Source organism: Prevotella sp. MGM2 (assembly GCF_002933955.1).
Lineage (GTDB): Bacteria > Bacteroidota > Bacteroidia > Bacteroidales > Bacteroidaceae > Alloprevotella.
This window is the reverse complement of the sequence record NZ_BEWW01000322.1, coordinates 110,772-130,240: the sequence shown is the minus strand read 5'-3', so window position 1 is coordinate 130,240 and position 19,469 is coordinate 110,772. Positions and strand designations below refer to the sequence as shown.

Annotated in this window: 20 protein-coding genes and 1 pseudogene; all 21 read left to right on the top strand. The window is 47.8% G+C overall.

The genetic code is table 11. The features are described 5' to 3' along the window. Positions 1–59 precede the first annotated feature (59 nt). A complete protein-coding gene (locus tag C5S62_RS12825; RefSeq protein WP_104369428.1) occupies positions 60–1,616 on the top strand; it encodes a relaxase/mobilization nuclease domain-containing protein in 1,557 nt (518 codons plus the stop codon). Between the two features lie 172 nt (positions 1,617–1,788). Beyond that, complete coding sequence (locus C5S62_RS12820) at positions 1,789–2,562, top strand: ParA family protein (protein ID WP_016212921.1); 774 nt, start codon at positions 1,789–1,791, stop codon at positions 2,560–2,562. A 17-nt stretch (positions 2,563–2,579) separates the two neighbouring features. Next, a complete protein-coding gene (locus C5S62_RS12815; RefSeq protein WP_016212922.1) occupies positions 2,580–2,966 on the top strand; it encodes a hypothetical protein in 387 nt (128 codons plus the stop codon). Then, positions 2,963–3,550, top strand: coding sequence for a hypothetical protein (locus tag C5S62_RS12810; RefSeq protein ID WP_016212923.1), 588 nt, complete (start codon positions 2,963–2,965; stop codon positions 3,548–3,550). Before C5S62_RS12815 ends, C5S62_RS12810 begins: the two co-directional genes overlap by 4 nt. 12 nt (positions 3,551–3,562) lie before the next feature. After that, on the top strand, positions 3,563–4,000 hold the full coding sequence (locus C5S62_RS12805) for a hypothetical protein (RefSeq protein ID WP_016212924.1): 438 nt from the start codon (positions 3,563–3,565) through the stop codon (positions 3,998–4,000). A gap of 155 nt (positions 4,001–4,155) precedes the next feature. Continuing rightward, positions 4,156–4,380 (top strand): DUF4134 family protein, encoded by a 225-nt coding sequence (locus C5S62_RS12800; RefSeq protein ID WP_223301243.1) that lies wholly within the window; start codon positions 4,156–4,158, stop codon positions 4,378–4,380. Between the two features lie 37 nt (positions 4,381–4,417). Further along, the gene (locus C5S62_RS13345) at positions 4,418–4,960 is read left to right on the top strand and encodes a hypothetical protein (RefSeq protein ID WP_128708225.1); all 543 of its coding nucleotides are present in this window, start codon (positions 4,418–4,420) and stop codon (positions 4,958–4,960) included. Then, positions 4,957–6,768 carry a reverse transcriptase/maturase family protein gene (locus C5S62_RS12795; RefSeq protein WP_104405713.1) on the top strand — a complete coding sequence of 604 codons (1,812 nt, stop codon included), beginning with the start codon at positions 4,957–4,959 and terminating at the stop codon, positions 6,766–6,768. The genes C5S62_RS13345 and C5S62_RS12795 overlap by 4 nt, the downstream gene beginning before the upstream one ends. Before the next feature lie 128 nt (positions 6,769–6,896). Next, positions 6,897–7,001, top strand: a pseudogene (locus C5S62_RS12790) (DUF4134 family protein); the annotation flags it as partial. Between the two features lie 18 nt (positions 7,002–7,019). After that, positions 7,020–7,310, top strand: a complete 291-nt coding sequence (locus C5S62_RS12785) for a hypothetical protein (RefSeq protein ID WP_044214434.1) — start codon at positions 7,020–7,022, stop codon at positions 7,308–7,310. 2 nt (positions 7,311–7,312) lie between these two features. Next, positions 7,313–10,150 carry a TraG family conjugative transposon ATPase gene (locus C5S62_RS12780; protein WP_104405712.1) on the top strand — a complete coding sequence of 946 codons (2,838 nt, stop codon included), beginning with the start codon at positions 7,313–7,315 and terminating at the stop codon, positions 10,148–10,150. Further along, a complete protein-coding gene (locus C5S62_RS12775; protein WP_016212928.1) occupies positions 10,144–10,884 on the top strand; it encodes a hypothetical protein in 741 nt (246 codons plus the stop codon). The genes C5S62_RS12780 and C5S62_RS12775 overlap by 7 nt, the downstream gene beginning before the upstream one ends. 5 nt (positions 10,885–10,889) lie before the next feature. Next, positions 10,890–11,588: a hypothetical protein gene (locus C5S62_RS12770; protein WP_104405711.1), complete on the top strand. Its 699-nt coding sequence runs from the start codon at positions 10,890–10,892 to the stop codon at positions 11,586–11,588. Positions 11,589–11,616: 28 nt separating this feature from the next. After that, a complete protein-coding gene (locus C5S62_RS12765) occupies positions 11,617–12,264 on the top strand; it encodes a DUF5045 domain-containing protein (RefSeq protein ID WP_223301242.1) in 648 nt (215 codons plus the stop codon). A 20-nt stretch (positions 12,265–12,284) separates the two neighbouring features. Continuing rightward, the gene (locus tag C5S62_RS12760) at positions 12,285–13,406 is read left to right on the top strand and encodes a hypothetical protein (protein WP_016212931.1); all 1,122 of its coding nucleotides are present in this window, start codon (positions 12,285–12,287) and stop codon (positions 13,404–13,406) included. A 23-nt stretch (positions 13,407–13,429) separates the two neighbouring features. Then, positions 13,430–14,026 carry a conjugative transposon protein TraK gene (gene traK, locus C5S62_RS12755; RefSeq protein ID WP_104368795.1) on the top strand — a complete coding sequence of 199 codons (597 nt, stop codon included), beginning with the start codon at positions 13,430–13,432 and terminating at the stop codon, positions 14,024–14,026. Positions 14,027–14,037: 11 nt separating this feature from the next. After that, on the top strand, positions 14,038–14,538 hold the full coding sequence (locus C5S62_RS12750) for a hypothetical protein (RefSeq protein WP_016212933.1): 501 nt from the start codon (positions 14,038–14,040) through the stop codon (positions 14,536–14,538). After that, positions 14,535–15,725: a conjugative transposon protein TraM gene (gene traM, locus C5S62_RS12745; protein WP_016212934.1), complete on the top strand. Its 1,191-nt coding sequence runs from the start codon at positions 14,535–14,537 to the stop codon at positions 15,723–15,725. The genes C5S62_RS12750 and traM overlap by 4 nt, the downstream gene beginning before the upstream one ends. 43 nt (positions 15,726–15,768) lie before the next feature. After that, complete coding sequence (gene traN, locus C5S62_RS12740; RefSeq protein ID WP_104368794.1) at positions 15,769–16,656, top strand: conjugative transposon protein TraN; 888 nt, start codon at positions 15,769–15,771, stop codon at positions 16,654–16,656. Beyond that, entirely contained in the window at positions 16,653–17,123 is a 471-nt protein-coding gene (locus C5S62_RS12735; RefSeq protein WP_104368793.1) for a hypothetical protein, read from the top strand. Before traN ends, C5S62_RS12735 begins: the two co-directional genes overlap by 4 nt. Before the next feature lie 34 nt (positions 17,124–17,157). Beyond that, positions 17,158–19,467 carry a type IV secretory system conjugative DNA transfer family protein gene (locus C5S62_RS12730; RefSeq protein ID WP_016212937.1) on the top strand — a complete coding sequence of 770 codons (2,310 nt, stop codon included), beginning with the start codon at positions 17,158–17,160 and terminating at the stop codon, positions 19,465–19,467. The last annotated feature ends 2 nt before the right edge of the window (positions 19,468–19,469 follow it).

Here is a 19,469-nt window from a genome sequence, read left to right as displayed (position 1 = left end):
AGATACCAAGTAACCACGGTTACATCGTATCAGAATATATTAGTTAAACACACCCCAGTATGATAGCAACCATATTACCCGGAAACTCGAACTTCCATGCAGTCGGTTACAATGAGCGTAAAGTAGCGAAAGGAGTTGCCCGTATGCTCGAAATGCAGAACTTCGGTACACTCGGCACATTCGGAAAACCTACCCCGGAGGAACTGGTCACATACCTTCAGGAATACACCTCCCGAAACACCCGGATTGAAAAGGCACAGTTCCACGTAGCCTTTTCCTGTAAGGGACATGAAATGACAGAGGCAGAACTACTGGACTTCGCTCACCGCTATCTGACAGAAATGGGATATGGTGAGGAGGGACAACCCTTGTTGGTCTATTCCCACTATGATACCGATAACACCCACCTGCACATCGTCACTTCACGCATCGCACCGGATGGCAGGAAGATACAGCACGACCATGAGCGCAGACGTTCACAGGAAGTGATTGACCGCATACTGGGGAACGACCGAAAGGAAGAAGTCAATAAAGATTTGGATGCAGCCAAGCAATACACCTTCTCCTCTTTCGCCCAGTTCAAAGCCGTAATGACTTCAATGGGCTATGAAGTCTATCAGAAGAATGGAACGATATTTGTCAAGCATGGTGGCAAAGTGCAAGAGAAATTTCCTATAAGTAGTATCGAGGCATTGTATAAGAAACGCGACTACAACAGAGCACGTAACCGCCAGCTTCGGAGCATCCTCAAAAAATATCGTGACGTAAGCTCCAACAAGGAAGAACTCCAAAAGGAACTGAAAACCAAGTTCGGTATCGACATCGTGTTCTTCGGCAAGAAGGATGCGGCATACGGCTACATACTCGTTGACCACGCCAACAAGACTGTTATCCACGGGGCAAGAGTGTTAGCCATTGATGAACTGTTGGACTTCGCCACCCCCGAACAACGCTTTGATCGCATAGAGGATTTCATAGACCAATTACTCACCCTCAATCCCAAGATAACCCAGGGCGAGATATTCCAAAAACTAAAGAAACATCACGCCTATATAAAGAAAGGTGTCATCTATTTCAATGGAGAGTCCCGGCATTTGAAACCGTTTATGGCAGAAGCCATAGACCGCAACAACCGCATCGAGTTGGTAGAGAAGTTCCAACCCACCACAGAGGCAGAACGTGATTTGCTTTGCAAAATCTATAAGGTGAACCGCCCCGACCTTGTTTCCCTTTCGTCTGAAAGAGCAGCGTCCCATATAGATGCAATCAATCGCCTGAAGGAAATCTTCGATGATGAAACAATCTCTTCCGTCAGAAGTGCCCTTCGTGAGGAAGGCTTCATCATCCGTCAGGAAGAAGATGCCACATACGCCATCAACTTTAAGAACCACATCATCATCAACCTGTCAGAAGAAGGTTTCAATCTGGAGCGACTGAAACGGAAGCCGACTAAACAGCAACAACCACACCCGAAGCACTCTGCCAATAAGCCACTCTCCCGTTACAACAAGATGCGAGACCACGGAGAAGGCAGCCACTCTGAAAAACGGGAATGGGAAGTCGGACAGAAAGGCGGTTATGACGATATAGATGACGGACATTCCTTGAAGAGATAAAAACGGGGACGTGTTGCCGTCCACTTTTTGGGCGCATCAAACTGAGATTCCGAGATAACATAAACCTTTATACCCCGGTTACTTTAACCGAGGGCATATAAGTGTTGCGCATTTCGTTTTCGCGGTTACACGTGCGATAATTTTGTCTTAAAATAATTCATCGCACGGAAAAATGATACAGACACCGGTCATAATCACATTCGCAAATCAAAAAGGAGGCGTGGGCAAGACCACCCTCTGCGTGACTTTCGCCAACTATCTGGTGACGAAGGGAGTGCGTGTCGCCATAGTCGATTGCGACTTCCAGCACTCCATCATTAAGTGCCGCAAGGCTGACATCAAGAAATACGACGTGCAGTATGTGCCCTATGATGTGCTGTCATACGAGGCCAACGACAAGAAAGCGATTATTTCCCTTATAGAGAAAATGCACAATGACCAAAGCCTGGATGTCGTGCTGATGGATTCCCCCGGCAGCCTGCAAGCGGACGGACTGGTGCCGATGTTCGTAAACTCGGACATTATCGTTGTGCCTTTCCATTACGATCTGATGACCGTTCCCTCCACCGCCAGCTTCCTTATGTTCATAGACCGCCTGCGCAAAGCCGTTGGCGAAAATATGAAAGCACAGCTTTTCATTGTCCCCAACCTGCATGACGGCAGAGTGGGCAAACGCTCTGAACTGGTTATTTGGGAGAACACCAGAGAGACCTTCTGCAACTATGGAATTGTAACCGGAAGAATCCCCAAACGTGCCGACATGGAGCGTTTCAGTACGATGGCGGCTCTGGATAAACAGAGCGGTATCGTTACCCCGGTCTTTGAACGTATCTACTCCTACATTTTTGACACGACCGAATCCATCCGGGAGCCGAAATTGACAGGAATACAACTGACCGAAAATTTGGAGGCGGAATTAAAAAGAAAAGCAAAAGAGAATCAATAACTATCAACATAGAAGCAATGACAAAAGACATTCCCGAAATAGATGACCTTCTCAAAGGCATCAATGACCCTGAAATGGCTCTTACGGATGAGCATACGGAAACTGCTACTACTTATCAAGTGGAAATAACCAAAGATTTTGAATCGGCTAACTCCGACTACTGGCAATCCTTCTTGTCCTATCTTGAAACAGATACCCAGGAAGACAAAGGAGAACGGATGATCTGCAAGTTAGACCGCGACCTTGCCGACTCACTGGACGAGTGCAACATCCATAACCGCAGCCGCTCCGACATAGTGAACGCCATTGTCCGCACGTTCTTCAAGACCTACCTGCCACAGCTTGCGCAGTACCGCCGTGATAACAAGTCGCTTTTCACCAACTATAAGGAGGCAAAAGCATGAGGACAATCCAATGGACTGACCAGATGACAACCCTCTTGACGGAACTGTACCCGGTGGAAACAACTTCCCATACCGCCATAGTATTGGGAGTAAGCGAGACCCTTGTCAAGCAGAAAGCCCGCAAATTAGGGCTGGTAAAAGTTGCCAAGACGAAATGGATGGAGCGTGCCGACTATATCCGCAGGCATTTCCATTACAAGTCATTCACACAGATGGCCCGTGATTTGGGTACAAGCCGGACGAATGTATGCAACATCGCCGCCAAGTTGGGGCTGAAACGCAGCCGGAGAGAAACATCCCTTATCATATCCCAAACCCGGAATGAGCTAATCAAACGGGAAAGGCGGCATGTAATCTTCGGGCTTGAACCGCTGACAGGAATCAAGGTGGTTTCCAACCGTGCCAGGGTAAGGCTCCGCTCACGGCTCAAAAGTCTGGGGTATGTCGTATGCGGCGAGCGTATCCTGTTGTATGCCACGGACAACTTCGAGCGCAAGACTAAGCTAGAAAACAAAGCCGTCAAGTTGGGATTGAGCTTCCTGCCAATGTCAGGAACTAATCTGCAAGTAGTATTCACCTTATAATAACATAGCACCATGCAATACGGACAAATAGTATTCCTGCTTTTCATCGTCCTCTTGTTCTACTATGCGGCATTGATAGTCCTCGACATCATGAAAGCCAAGGCAGCACAGGTGGCGGAACTGGAATCACAATCAGAAGAAGACATAGACATATCGGATGAAGCAAAGACCTTCAAGCCATTCAGAATCAGCCGGGATGAGTCGAAACAGAAAGAAACTGAGAATCAGAATGAATCGGAAAAACAATCGGATTCTAATTCTGAAACAACGTCAGACCGGAAACAACCTGAATCAAGCACGGAACAACCATTCCACCGCCCCGGCTTCCGTGAACCTATCATGACAGATGGCATCTTGGTTGAAGATTTGGTTGTAGAAGCAAATAAGATGGCAGAGAATGGAGAATCGGATTTAAGTAAGGTCATCCATGAGTGTGAGAAAGCAAGGTGAGCATAGAAACTTACCCGACAAAACAATATATAGCTTCTAAAAAGAAGCCCACACGTTCCTTTAGCGACCTCTGTTCCTTGGGTGATGAAATCAGATAAACAATTTCAAAAAAAATGCAATTCAAGAAAAAACTGAAACGTGCGTATGACCGCTTCATGGGTTCCTCTTTCGCACACAAAAGCTTGTTGGCAGTAACCGCACTTACCATCTCCGTGGGTGACATGATGGCGGCAAGCAAAGGTGCGGCCGGCTTTACAAAAGCCACCACCGAAATCAGTTCCTACCAGACCCCGGTTTCCAACCTGATGAAGGCAATCGCAGCCGTAATCGCCTTGGTGGGAGCTTTCAACGTGTATTTCAAGATGTGTGCGTTCGTATAGGATATATAGCAAATAACTAAATAGCAATAGTTTAGGTATGGACTCAATTTTACCTACTTCCATCAGACTTACTCTCTGCCACCCTTGTGGTGACGGAGCGGACACTTCTGCGGGAAACCAAGGGAGGAAAACAGCATGTCTGAAAAGTGCCGAGTCGGATAACTGCAAATCCGCGACTGAGGTGCAAGGAAGAAAGGCATACATGAGGATAAAGCCTGATTGGTTGAACGATAGTTCAGCGGCCTTAGAAGTGGCTACGGCGGAAAGCAGTTACATACGCCGTATCGGGACACCTGCGCGACCTGCATTTTCGCGCAAGGCAACGAGTCAGTCCCGAAGCGACCGCAATAAGCGGATAGAAGAACGAAAGTCGTATCCGACAGTATGCTGTGCCTGTTGCTATATATCTAAGCGAAGATTGCCTAAATCGGGATGCCGCAAGGCTATTGACAAAGGTCATGAATACCCGACATGGCAACGGAGCCACCATAGTAGTCCGAGCGCGGGAAAGCCGCGTACATGGCGAAGGGTGGCAGGTGGCTGTCAGTTATCAACCGTAGAAGACGTGAGAGACGTATGAGAAATCCACAGTTGATAATCGACACTCTGTGTTCACACAGCAAGACCTCGGACTATAAGTACGAGCGTCTCTACCGCTTGCTCTTCAATGAGGAGATGTATTATGCCGCTTACGAGAGGCTCAAAGTCAAGCAGGGCAACATGACGCCCGGCACTGACGGGGAGACCATGGACGGCATGAGCCTCGCGAAGATTAAGCGACTGATTGAAAGTCTCAAGGATGAGACCTATACCCCACATCCTGCAAAGAGGACATATATCCCGAAGAAAAACGGGAAACTGCGTCCTCTCGGAATCCCGTCATGGAGTGACAAGCTTGTGCAGGAGGTAGCGCGGATGATTCTGCAAGCCATCTATGAGGGTGCGTTCTCCGACCGCTCCCATGGCTTCAGACCTCACAAGAGCTGCCATACCGCACTGACTCAGATTCAAAGGACGTTCACGGGTGTGAAGTGGTTTGTCGAAGGTGACATAAAAGGCTTCTTCGACAATATCGACCACGACACACTCATCGACATCCTGCGTGAGCGGATTTCCGACGAGCGTTTTCTCCGTATGATTCGTAAGTTCCTCAATGCAGGATATGTCGAGGATTGGAAATTCCATGAATCCTATCACGGCACACCCCAAGGTGGCATTATCTCCCCGATACTTGCCAATATCTACCTTAACCGCTTCGACAGATACATGGAAGATTATGCCAAGACTTTTAACAGAGGTGTAGGTCGCAAGCGCAATCCGACGTATTTCAATCTCAATACCAAAACTTGTGCGTTGAGACGCAAACTGCGCCAAGAGACAGATGAAAACAAGAGGGCTGACATGACGGAACGGCTTGCCGTCATGCAGGCTCAACTGAGAACCATTCCCTGCAAGCTCGATATGGACGAAGATTACCGACGTATCGTATATACAAGGTATGCTGACGATTTCCTTATAGGCGTAATCGGGTCAAAGACAGACTGCGAGAACATCAAGGCAGACATCACTGCACATATGCGTGATTGCCTCAAACTCGAACTGTCGCCCGAAAAGACCTTGATAACCCATTGCGAGGAAACCGCAAAATTCCTTGGCTATGATATTACGGTGCTGAACTCCGACATGATGAGCAGAAACAGCAGGGGCATTCTCCAACGCAACCATAGAGGAAAAGTGCAGTTGCTTGTAAATTCCGAGACCGTGAGAAAGGCTCTTGAAAAGCACGATGCCGTCACATACCGTGAGTTGGACGGCAAAACCGTGTGGATGCCGAAATCGCGTACAAAGATGCTGGCAATGGAACCGCACATTATCCTCAGCAGGTTCAATTCGGAGATAAGAGGATTCTACAATTACTACTGCATCGCCAATAACTGTTCAAGACAATGTTCGTCATTCGCGTACATCATGGAATACAGTCTATGCAAAACGCTGGCCCAAAAGCTGAACCTGACCAAATCCAAGGTCAAAAGACGCTACTCCAAGAAAGGTAGATTCGTGATTACCCATAAGGATAAGAACGGAACCACCAAGGAGACCGTCCTCTACAACATGGGATTCGCAAGGAAGCCCAAGGGCTATGACGAGCAGACACATCTTGAGGCAGTCGCGGAGCAATTGCCGAAAACGACTCTAATCAACCGTCTGAAAGCGGGAAAGTGTGAGTTATGCGGTCAAGAAAACCAACAGCTCCATATGCACCATGTGCGGTTGCTGTCTGAGCTTGACAACGATACCCCTTGGGGTAGGCAGATGCTCAGACGCAGGAGAAAGACGCTTGCAGTATGTAAATCTTGTATGGAAATCATCAATCAGAAAAAGAAATGAGACACTTGCTTATGACACATAGAGTTAAACCACTGGAGAGCCGGATACATGGAGACATGTACGTCCGGTTCGGGGGCAGACACGTGGAAACGTGCCGCAGCAATGCGGTAACGCGCTTTGTGTCGAGCCTACCAAACGGCGACCAGGACGTGAAGAAGACCATCATGCTCACCATCGGTGGCTGTATCGCCTTTATCGCTTTGTCCGAGGCTCTTCCGCTATTCTTCAAGTAGTAGAAACATAACAAGATATTGACGATGAATCAGGAGGAATTTCCCGTATTCAAGGGACTGCAAAAGCCGCTGGAGTTCATGGGCATCCGTGGACGCTTCCTCACGTTGGCGGCATTGGCCATCGGCGTGTCGTTTGTCGGCTTCATACTGTTCTCCATTGTATTGGGAAAGCTCGCCGGATTCGTCGCCATGCTTGTCATGGCAGTCATCGGGCTGGTGACCATCTTCATCAAACAGCGCGGAGGACTGCACAACAAGCGGAGAGACAAGGGCATTTATATTTACAACAAACTGAGAAAAAGCTCCTAATTATGGCACAAACCAAGAAAAAAGTCTTTGACGGCCTCTATGCCGGGCTGGAGGAAACGGACGGCAATGTCGTCCTTTTTTCAGCCAAGGGCGAGCCGTCCGTCATCTTCGAGATGACCAATCCGGTGCAGCAGTTCTGTACTGATGCCGGGCAGTATATACGTTTTCAGGATGTACTATCCAATGTGGTACAGACCCTCGGCGAGGGGTATGCCTTGCAGAAGCAGGACATCCTTTGCAAACAAGCCTACCACCATGACGTGCCGGAAGATGCGGAGTTCCTGACCCGGAGCTATTTCAATTATTTCGAGGGAAGGGAGTTCACGGAGATACGCACGTACCTGATAGTGACGCAAGAGGCGCAGCGCAGCCAGTTCGTGCAATACGACCCGAAAACATGGCTGGATTTTCATACGAAGGTTTCCAAGGTGGATGATATCCTGACCGAGCGAGGCATCCGCCATCGTAAACTCAGCAAAGCTGAAGCATCCGAGTATTGCCACCGCTTTATGGCATTTCAGTTCCGGCACGGTGCCTTTTCCATGACCAACTTCAAGTCATCGGATGAATACCTGAGAACCGGGGAGCGCATCATCCGTTCCTACCCGTTGGTGGATATAGACGAGATAAACCTGCCGTCAGTCATCAAGCCCTATACGCAGACGAATATCAACGGATATACCATCGCCACCGACCTGTTCTCGTTCCTGACCAACATCCCTTTTTCGGATTGTGTGGTATTCAACCAAGTGGTCCAGATACCCAATCAGAGAAAACTGTTAAGGAAGTTACAAGCCAAGGCAAAGCGTCACGGCTCCATGCCTGACCCCAGCAACAAAATAGCCAAGGCTGATATCGAGGAAGTCTTGAACCGGCTTGCCGTGGACAGTTCCATGTTGGTATATACCAATTTCAATATCCTGGTCAGTTGTCCTGCGGATAAAGTAACCCCGGTTACATCGTATTTGGAAACCAAGTTATATGAATGTGGCATCATGCCGTCACGGACAGCTTACAACCAGTTGGAACTATTCACGGATAGCTTTCCCGGAAACGCCTACGCTTTCAATCCTGACTACGATTTGTTCTTGACTTTATCTGATGCGGCATTGTGCTTTTTCTTCAAAGAACACTTAAAGGAGTCTGAGCAGACACCTTTGACCACCTACTATACAGACCGACAAGGATTGCCGGTCTGCATAGACTTCACGGGAAAGGAAGGCAAAGTCAAGATGACCGACAATGCCAATTTCTTCTGCATCGGGCCAAGCGGAAGCGGAAAATCTTTTCACACAAACTCGGTCGTCCGCCAGTTGTTGGAACAAAACACGGATGTGGTGATGGTAGATACAGGTGATTCATACGAAGGAATCTGCAGCTACTTCGGTGGCACGTATATCTCCTATACCAAAGAGAAGCCTATTTCCATGAACCCCTTTAAGGTGACTAAGGAAGAATACGAACTGAATTTTGGCGAGAAGAAAAACTTCCTAAAATCTCTGATATTTCTGATATTCAAAGGCAACGAATTGCCCACGAAGATAGAGGACATGTTGGTGAACCAGACCATCGTGGAGTATTACGATGCCTATTTCCATCCCTTTGAGAAATTCACAGAGAAGGAACGTGAAGGCTTACGCCAGAAGTTGCTTGTGGACGCAAAGATGGAAGAAGACTATGATAACTATTCCACCAGGATGGAGGACATAGACGAACTGATAAATACGGAAGAGCCTCCTTCCAAGATTGAGGAGAACCGTATGTTGATGCTGCCTACCGAGGCTCACAGACAAAAGCTGATTCGTCAATACCGTTCCCTAAATGCGCTTGCCCATGATCAAGGGGCTACTCAGGCAGAAAGGGAGCGTGCCTTGTGCATCATGGAGAAATTCAAGAAGGAACTCTATGAGAACTCTTTCTTGATAAAGATTGAGAAGCAGATTGATTACTTGGAAGTACAGAAACGCAGGCTCAGGGTAAAGGAACTGTCCTTCAACTCCTATTATGAGTTTGCTTTGGAACGCATCCCGCAAATCACTTCGCAGGAGAAAATCAGTTTCGGCATCCGGGACTTCGCCGCTATCTTGAAGCAATTTTATCGGGGCGGTGAGTTGGAAACCACACTGAACTCCGACTTGGATGTAAACCTCTTTGATGAGAGGTTCATCGTCTTTGAGATTGACAAAATAAAAGATGATCCCGTGCTTTTCCCTATTGTGGTGCTGATTATCATGGACGTATTCCTTCAGAAGATGCGTATCAAGAAAGGACGCAAGGCACTGATAATCGAAGAAGCGTGGAAAGCGATTGCTTCTCCTACGATGGCAGAGTATATCAAGTACCTCTATAAAACGGTAAGGAAGTTTCACGGTATTGCCGGAGTGGTCACTCAGGAATTGAATGACGTGATAGATTCGCCCATCGTAAAGGAAGCCATTATCAATAACTCGGATGTCAAGGTTTTATTAGACCAGACCAAGTTTAAGGACAGGTACGATGAGATAGCCGCCATATTGGGACTGACCCAAATACAGCGGCAGCAGATTTTTACCGTCAACGCCCTGAACAACCGGGAGGGGCGCAACTACTTCAAGGAGGTATGGATATGCCGGGGACAGAACTCCGATGTCTATGGGGTGGAGGAACCGCCCGAATGTTATTGGGCATACACCACCGAGCGGACTGAGAAGGAAGCCTTGAAGATTTACCTTGCCTACTATGGCAATATGCAGGAGGCAATCACGAGAATCGAGGCGGACAGGAAGCAAGCCGGTGATGACAAGTATCTGGTATTCGCAAGAAAAGTCAATCAACAACAAAAAGTGATGTCGTTATGGTAAGAATTAGAATGATACTTGTGGCACTCATAACAATAGTGGCCACTCCAAATTTATTCGCCGCATGGAAGGTAGTCATAGACAAGAACTGCATCAAGGTGGTAAGTAGCAACCTTGCCTCTCAAAAGCTGATTGAGGGTCAGCATAACCAAAGGCTGGACTCAATAGCCGAGAAAAAGAAGAAGGTGGAACTCTATACCGTGAGCATGGCTACCATCAAGGAACTCTATAAGGTGACAATGCAGAACGTGTCGGGCTTCGGTACGGAGAGCAAATACTACAAGGAGATTGGACTATGCGCATACGACATCCTCAAAGATGTGCCGGAACTTATCCAAACGGTAAGCAAGGCAAAGTTCTCCAACAAGCTGCTATGCCTGAATGAACTGGGCAACCTTGTGACGGAAACCCAGCAGTTGGTGGGCAATTTCGTCAATATCGTGAACAATGCCACGATACAGAATCCACTTAAAGGACAAGGTACGGCTGAGAAGAAAAATGACGGTTATAATATGCTTGACCGCTATGAACGATTGTCACTTGCCAATTCCATCTATTCCGGCCTTTTGGAGATACGTTACAAGGTGGAGGGCATGATACTGATGGCCCAATATGCCACTGCTAATGACCTTTTCTTTGCCATTGACCCGGAGGGATGGGCAAATGTGGTGACGATGAAGAACAATGTCAGCGGTCTTATCAATGACTGGAACGGATTGGTTACATCTAATTATTGAGAAGTATGAAAGACTTTAATATAAGAATTGGATTGCTCTGTATAACATTGTCAATACTGCTTTCGGCGAAGTCTCACGCTTATGTCATCCCGAAAGACCTGCCGACCATTGAAGCCCTGATAGCCCTTCACAAAGCCGTGAAGAAAGATGAAGACCAGGCATTGAAACGGGTGGCCACCAGCTTCGGGGAGCAGTCGCTTGTAGCCAAGGGAGCCATCAAGTTCAATGATGTACGGACAACACTCGATACCAAGTTGGGCAATGCCCATTCGTACCTTGTACTGGCAGGTGCCATATCAAGCACCGCCAACTCCCTCTATCAGTTGGTCAAAGAGTACAAGGACTTTACGAGCAATACCTTCAAGTATGTCTCGAAGAAGCCTTTTGTCGGCTGGTACTATGCGGATGCCAATGTAGCCATATCAAGGGAGATAAGCCATTGCTACAAGCTCTATGCTTCCGTGGCAGCTTCGGGTATCAACCTGATGAAGGCAAGCATGGACGAAAAACTGAATCTGGTAATGACCCTCAAAACCTCCATTGACAGGGCACGGTACATCATTGACAACGCCAATCTGTACTGCTTCCTGATAACGGATTGCGGTTGGAAGCCGGATTATATCTGGGAGATTTTGAACTCCAATGTCAAGGATGAGATAGCGAATAAAGTAATCAATAAATGGAATCAAGGATATGCAGGTTAGAAACATCATACTCGGTTTAATCACATTTATGGCATTGGGCACTCCAATTACAATGTCAGCCCAACGCCCGACCCGTGACAAGGAGAAAGAAAAACAATGGAAGTCCATGGAAAACGGGCCTTGGGACTTTGCTCCCGATTGGTACTATTACTTCTTGCACAACAAGTATTCCGGTGCGGAAATGTATTGGAAGTGGGCAGGCTTCAAGTCCGGCTTCCGGGTTCGCTTCAAGGAAAAGGACTCCGATGTAAAACGTATCATGCCTACCCGTGTGACGGCGGAAGAGACCCAGAGGCAGAAAGTGAAGAAGGTGGAAACGGAGCGCAAGTACATCGAGGAACTATACAAGGAAGAGCTGGTTCGAGAGGCTGACAGGTCGGTTGATCTGACATACGCCACCTACAAGGACGAGTTTGACCGTATGCAGAAGTGTATCACTGACGGACTGCTCTACTGCATGAAGAAGAGTGACGGCAAACTCAAATACCAGGTGGACGAGTTGAGCCGGCAGAACGAGATTCTTTGTTCCGGCATCGCCTATATCCATAAGACAGGTGTCGGCTACGGACTGGAGAATGCCAAACGGCAACAGGCATACGAGGAAGCCAAAACGAAGATGCAGGAACTGGTCAACCAGACTGCCCATTTGTGCGTAGTGGCAGCAACGCATTATTAAACTGTAAAATTAGAATAACAATGAATGTATTATCAATTTTCCTGACCATAGGCTTGCCCGCCATTGACGAGAGTCTGGACAAACTCTTGGTTGCCATGGAAACCTTCCCGAATGTGGCGGTATTGGGTGACGCGGTCGGACTGGCACGTGTCATCGGATTGCTGCTTGCCCTTTGTGTCGGCTCATACGAATGTTGGATGATGATACTCGGACGGCGCGGTATGGATGTGATGAAGCTCCTGCGCATTGTCGGTATCTCCATCTGTATCTCTTCCTCGTCATGGATCTGTTCCGCATTGCAAGTACCGGGCAAGGGATTGGAGTCAGCCACCAAAGCGATGGCACACTCCAAAAACAAAGAGGTGGCCGCTTTCGAGCTAAAGGTAGCACAAAAGCAGAGTGAATACTTGGACCGGCTGAGAGCCGTTCAGGATTCCATCGCGACCGCCAAACAGGTGGCAGCCATCGGTGAGGATGCGGCTTGGTGGGACAAACTTATCTACAATGTGGAGAACTTGGGCAGTACCATCAACAACTATGCCCAACGTGCAGCCGTGGCTGCCGAGACCAAGGTCAGCGAGTGGATCAACGATGTCATACGCTTCATCGGTGAACTGATATTCCAGATGTCCTATTACGGCATATTAGTGGCGCAACGGATATTCATCGCCATTATGATGATATTCTGCCCGATCATGTTCGCGCTATCGCTTGCTCCACCTTGGAGTTCGGCATGGAGCCAATGGATGTCAAAGTTCCTTTCCCTCTCGTTATGGGGCTTCGTTACCTATATGTGCCTTTACTACATTGACTTCATCCTGCTCTATAACCTTCAGCAAGACATGGTAGCCTACAACCACCTCCTGCACGGTTCTGTCAATACGTGGGAACAGATTGGCGCATTGGGATTGCAGGGCATCGGCTCTAACTGCATGTATGCGATGGGTATGCTGGTGGGTGCCTACATCATCCGCTTCGTTCCCGAAGTGGCCTCTTGGCTGATACCCGGTGGCGTAAGTTCGAGTGCGGCTTCTGCGGCAGGTTCTACTGTTACAGGTATGGCTGCTACGGCTGGTTCTATCGCCGGAGGAGCGGTCGGTGCAACGGCAGGTGCGGCAGGCTCGGTAATTAAATCCAAGTGAATGTAATCTTAAAACAAAACGATATGCTTATAGAATCTTTAGCACAGAAAACCAGACTTGCCATGATGACGGTACTCGCAACCATCGGAGGTTGCGCCGTCATCTGCGGCTTCACGGTCTGGTGCTGCATCTCTTTGGTCACCAAGGAGCGGCAGCAGATATATGTATTGGACGGTGACATTCCTTTCTTGGCGGAACGTGCCAATTTGGAAGCGAACTTTATTATGGAGGCGAAGGCGCACATCCAGCTCTTTCATCAATACTTCTTCAACCTGCCACCCGATAACGACTATATCAAGTGGACGGTCAGCAAGGCGATGTATATGGCGGACGGTACCGCTTTGAAACAGAAACAGGCGATGGACGAGAACGGTTTTTATTCCGACATCATATCGTCATCGGCAGTCTGCACCATTATGTGCGATTCCATCCAGTTTGACGAACATGAACGGAAATTCACCTACTACGGTACGCAGCTAATCAAGCGGCGCACCCGTGACTTGAAACGGACGATGGTAACGACCGGGTATTTGGAGAATGTGCCGAAGACGAGGAACAATCCCCACGGACTGATGATTACCAACTGGCGCACCATAGAGAACAAGGATTTGGATTATTAAAAACAGCAACAATGAAATCACTCAGAAAGATATTGCATGAAAGCCGTCTGAAAACCCACCAACAGGTTCGGGCATGGCTGCAACCCAAGATGGGGGCAATCGGTACGAAGTATCGGCTGGCGGCAAGAATACGTTTGGCCAACGCATGGGCGACCAAACATCCGAAGCGTACATTCGCTTATGTAACCGGGACATTGGCTTTTGTTCTGGTGGGCAACATTTGGATTAGTGGGGCCAATGTAGATTCTTCTAACGAATTGAATGAAGCAAATCAAAATCTGATAAGCAACATGGAACCGCTTTTCACAGGCTTCCATACCATACAGGCAAACAAGGACATCCAGCGCAACACGCTGATGGACTTGGTAGTCCAAGGTCAGGAACTCCGTGAGGAATTGGATTCCATGATTGCCGTACCGCATAAGTCAAGGATGGATTCCACCCGTATCGTTCAACGATACCGTCAGCTTGAAAACATTGTCAAATCCCTTAATAATAACGAGACCAAATGATTAAAATCAATTTCAAACAACCCAAGTATATCTTTCCGCTGGTGGTGTTCGTGCCGCTATGCGCGTTGATATACTTCGTGATGCAGATGTTCTCCGGTGATGGTGATACCGGTCAGTCGGTAGCCACCGACCGCATCAACATGGAACTTCCCGAAGCCCGTGCGGAAGAAGCTGGAGATAAGATGTATGAAATGTCACGCAGATTTGGTGACGAGGATGCCTTTACCGCAGTCGGTGCCATCGGTGAGGAGAAGAATGAGACCGAGGAACTGGAACATGGTTACACCGAGGAAGAACTGAATATGCTTGATGCAGCCGAGGCGGAACGCATCCGTCAGCAGAAAGAAATGGAAGAACTGGAGCGTTCCCTTGCAGAATCCCGAAAGCATATCAATGAATATGCCTATGGCGACCCTTCACAGAATGGTGAAAGTTACTCATCTAAAGACGAGTTTGCCCAAGATTTGGAGGAAATCCAACGCAGGAGTTATGAACGGCAGAAAGCCATCGAGAGCGGGTTGGGCATAACCAACCCGGAGCAGGAAGAGGCTTTGCAAAGGCAACGTGCGGATTCCATAGCCAAAGTCAGGCAGGAAGAGAAAGAACACAACCGTCCCAAGCTGGTTATCAAATCCTCCGATACCAATGCGGACAAGTTCCACACGGTATCTTCTTCGGACGATGCGGTGGATGCCAAACTGATCCGTGCGATGATTGACCAGACCACCAAGGCGCGTGAAGGTACCCGTCTTCGATTCAAACTATTGGACGATGTGACGGTTAGCGACATCAACTTGAAGAAAGGCACTTACCTTTATGGAACGGTGACAGGTTTCGGGCAGCAGCGTGTACGTGCGGCCATCACCAGCATCCTGGTTGGGGACAAGTTCGTAAAGGTCAATCTGTCCGTTTTTGACAATGATGGTATGGAAGGCTTCTATGTTCCCGAATCTCAGTTCCGTGACTTCGTAAAGGATGCCGGTTCCAGTGCGGCGCAGCAGAATATCAGCTTTGATTCGGGAAGCGGATATGAAACCGGCATATCGGCTGAAGCCATCGCCTTGCAGACCTTGCAGAATATGTATAACTCGGCATCGTCGGCCATATCCTCCAATATCCGAAAGAACAAGGCGAAAATCAAGTACAATACCATTGTGTATCTGATAAATTCGGATGAAGCAAGGTAGAGATTATTAAAACAAGAATCATTAAAATTATAATTCAATTCGTATGAAATCCAAGATTTTTCTTTTCATTCTCAGTGTCTTCTTTGTCGTGGGCAACGCATCTGCCAACGAAAGAATCTATGTCAATAGCGGAGTGACCACCCACATCGTCATGCCGGAGAATATCAAGTTAGTGGATATATCCACTCCCAAGATTATCGGCAACCAGTGTGCCGACAACATTGTGCGTATCAGACCTTTTCAAGAGAGCGATTTCATTTCGGTATGCGATTATAAGGAAGATGAACTGTTAGGTACGCTTACTTTGATAGGTGAACGGCATATCGCGCAGTATGATATTGTCTATACACAATCCCCCACATTGGCGGCATCCATCTTCCAAGTGCCATACAGCGATACGCAATCTTATATCAACCCGGAGGTGTCTATGCCCATGTCGGAAATGGCCCGCTATGCGTGGGCGGTTTATGGCAGCGACCGCAAGTTCAATCAGGTGGTGTCAAAGGCGCACGGTATGAAGGCTGTAGTCAATAACATCTATGCCATCGGGGATTACTTCTTCATTGATTACTCGTTGCAAAACAAGACAAAGATTCCTTACGACATAGAAGAACTGCGAGTGAAGCTGACCGACAAGAAGCAGAGCAAGGCAACCAACTCACAGACCATCGAACTGACTCCGGTATTCTCGCTTAACTATGCCAAGAAGTTCCAGAAGAACTATCGCAATGTGTTGGTGCTCCCCAAGCTGACATTCCCGGACGAGAAAGTGCTGCGACTGGAGATTTCAGAGAACCAAATCAGCGGCCGCGTCATCGTGCTGACCATCGAATACGAGGACATCCTCAATGCCGACGGCTTTGACTCGGACATCTTGAAGAACTGCGATTATTATCCGTATCACTACATTAAATACTCTGACGTACAATGAAAAAACTATTATTTATTCTACTTTGTGCGGTTATGACCATAGGAACATCCGCACAAGCACAAGATGCCAAACTCACGATAAATGCAGGCTTCCAGTTCCCCTCCACGTTGAACGCCACGGTCGGCTATGAACATCCGCTGTCCTACGGCAATGCCGTGGAGTTGTATGGCGAGGTGGGCAACCACTGGAGGAAAGATGACTTTTGGAAAGGTTACTTCTGGGATGGTGGTATTGTTTACAAACAACGGCTTGCCCGATATAAGAACGGTATGCTTCGCTTCCGTTTCGGCCCTCAATTCGGTGCGGTGGAAAGGAAATTCTTTCTCGGACTGGAAGCGGGCTTTGAATACAGCTACGTTTTCAGAAACGGATGCGAGTTTGTAATAACCCAAAAAAATAACGTGAACTTTCTGCATGGGGACACTTTTCGTAACGGATTGCTATTGGGCATAAAGATACCATTTTAACCGAGTGATAATTTTAGATTAAACAAAGTAACGTATGGCATTTGAAGAAACAAGGGAACAGCAGCAGATGTATAACTACTTCCGTAGCTGCATCTACATCTTTCTCATCATTGAGATAATTATGAATCTGCCCATTGCGGCAGATAACCGTATTACGCAGTTTATTCTTGACCTGTTAGGCAGATTCCCCGTGTTCACGTCCGTTTCGGGTTGCAAGATGGTGGAACTGGTCTGCATCTGTGTGGTGTGTATTGGCACAAAGGCGAAGAAGGCATTGAAGTTCAATGTGAAGACAATGGTCATCTACCCTGTATTAGTCGGATTGACCCTTGTCGGACTTTGTTTCCTCTTTCACAAGATGGACTTCGGAATGAGTTGGATGGGATTCCCTGCCAATCGTATTCTCTATGCCGTATGTTCTGTGGTAGGTACCATGCTGGTGCATCAGGGATTGGATGGCATCGCCAAGTATTACAACTATAAGGTTGGTGATGACCGTTTCAATTTCGAGAATGAGTCCTTCCAACAGTCGGAAGTGCTTGCCAATAACGACTACTCGGTAAACATACCGATGATATACTATTGGAAACGGAAGATGCACAAGGGTTGGATCAATATCATCAACCCGTTCCGTGGCACGATTGTTCTCGGTACTCCTGGTTCGGGTAAGTCTTTCGGTATCATTGACCCGTTCATAAGACAACACGCCGCAAAAGGGTTTGCCATGATGGTGTACGATTTCAAGTACCCGACATTGGCAAAGACGCTTTTCTATCAGTTCTGCAAGAATCGGAAAGCCGGAAGGCTTCCAGCTAATTGTGGTTTCCGTACCATCAACTTTACGGATGTGGAATACTCAGACCGAATCAATCCTATTCAACGGAAGTATATCCCGGACTTGGCGGCGGCTTCTGAAACGGCTGCTACTTTGCTGGCATCCTTGAACAAGGGAGGTGGCGAGAAGAAAGGCGGCTCGGAAGCCTTCTTCACCAATTCGGCAGAGAACTTCCTGGCAGCGATTATCTATTTCTTTGTAAACTTCCACCCTGTCGGGTTCAGGAACGGAAAGAAGTTGAAACGCTATATTCTACTGGAGGGAAAGAAACTGGAGATTGTTATTCGGAATTGGGATGACTTCAATGCCATAGACGATAAGGGAAACGTGGTGTTAGACTTTGTTGATGAGAACGGCAATGATGTTTCTACGGATGAGGATAGGATGTTTGTGGACTTGAACGGCTTTTCTTATAAGGACAGAACCAAAAGGTTGATTAAGATTGAACGCTGCTGGTATGAGGATGAACACGGCAATGAGGTTGAGCCGGACACCATTACGGGCGAGTTTTCTGATATGCCGCACGTATTGTCCTTCCTTGGTAGGTCTTACGACCAGGTGTTCAACATCCTGATGCAGGATGACAAGATAGCCTCACTAATGGCTCCCTTCAAGAGTGCTTTTGAGAACAAGGCGAATGACCAGTTGGAAGGTATGGTTGGTACGCTTCGTGTCAATGCCGCAAGATTGGTATCTCCTGAAGCCTATTGGGTATTTACGGGTGATGACTTCGACTTGAAGATTTCTGACAAGGAGCATCCGAGCTATTTAGTCATAGCCAACGACCCGGAAAAGGAACAGGTAATCGGTTCGCTGAACGCTCTGGTATTGAACCGACTGATTACAAGAGTGAACTCTAAGGGGAACATCCCGGTAAGCATCATCGTGGACGAGCTGCCCACTCTGTATTTCCATAAGATAGACCGGCTGATTGGTACGGCACGCTCCAACAAGGTAGCCGTCACATTGGGTTTCCAAGAGTTGCCTCAGTTGGAAGCGGACTATGGCAAGGTGGGTATGCAGAAGATTATCACCACTTGCGGTAATATCTTCATGGGGGCGGCTCGTAACAAGGAAACATTGGAATGGGCACAGAATGACGTGTTCGGCAAGGCGAAGCAGACCTCACGCTCAATCTCCATCAACGACCAAAAGGTATCTACCACCATCTCGGAGAAGATGGACTACCTTGTTCCGGCAGCCAAGATAGCGGACATGGCTACCGGTTGGCTGGCAGGTCAGGCGGCACGTGACTTTACCGCTACCGATGACAAGATGCTTAACAGCTTCGACATTGAGCAGTCGGAGGAGTTCAAGACCACGAAGTATTTCTGCAAGACCCACTTCGATATGAAGAAGATTAAGATGGAGGAAGACCACTATGTGGTTCTCCCTAAAATCTATGAGTTTAAGAATGACCGTGAGAAAGAGATAATGCTGAACCGCAATTTCAAACGTGTTAATCAGGAGGTCGAGGATATGGTCAAGGAACTGCTTGGAATGAGTTGATT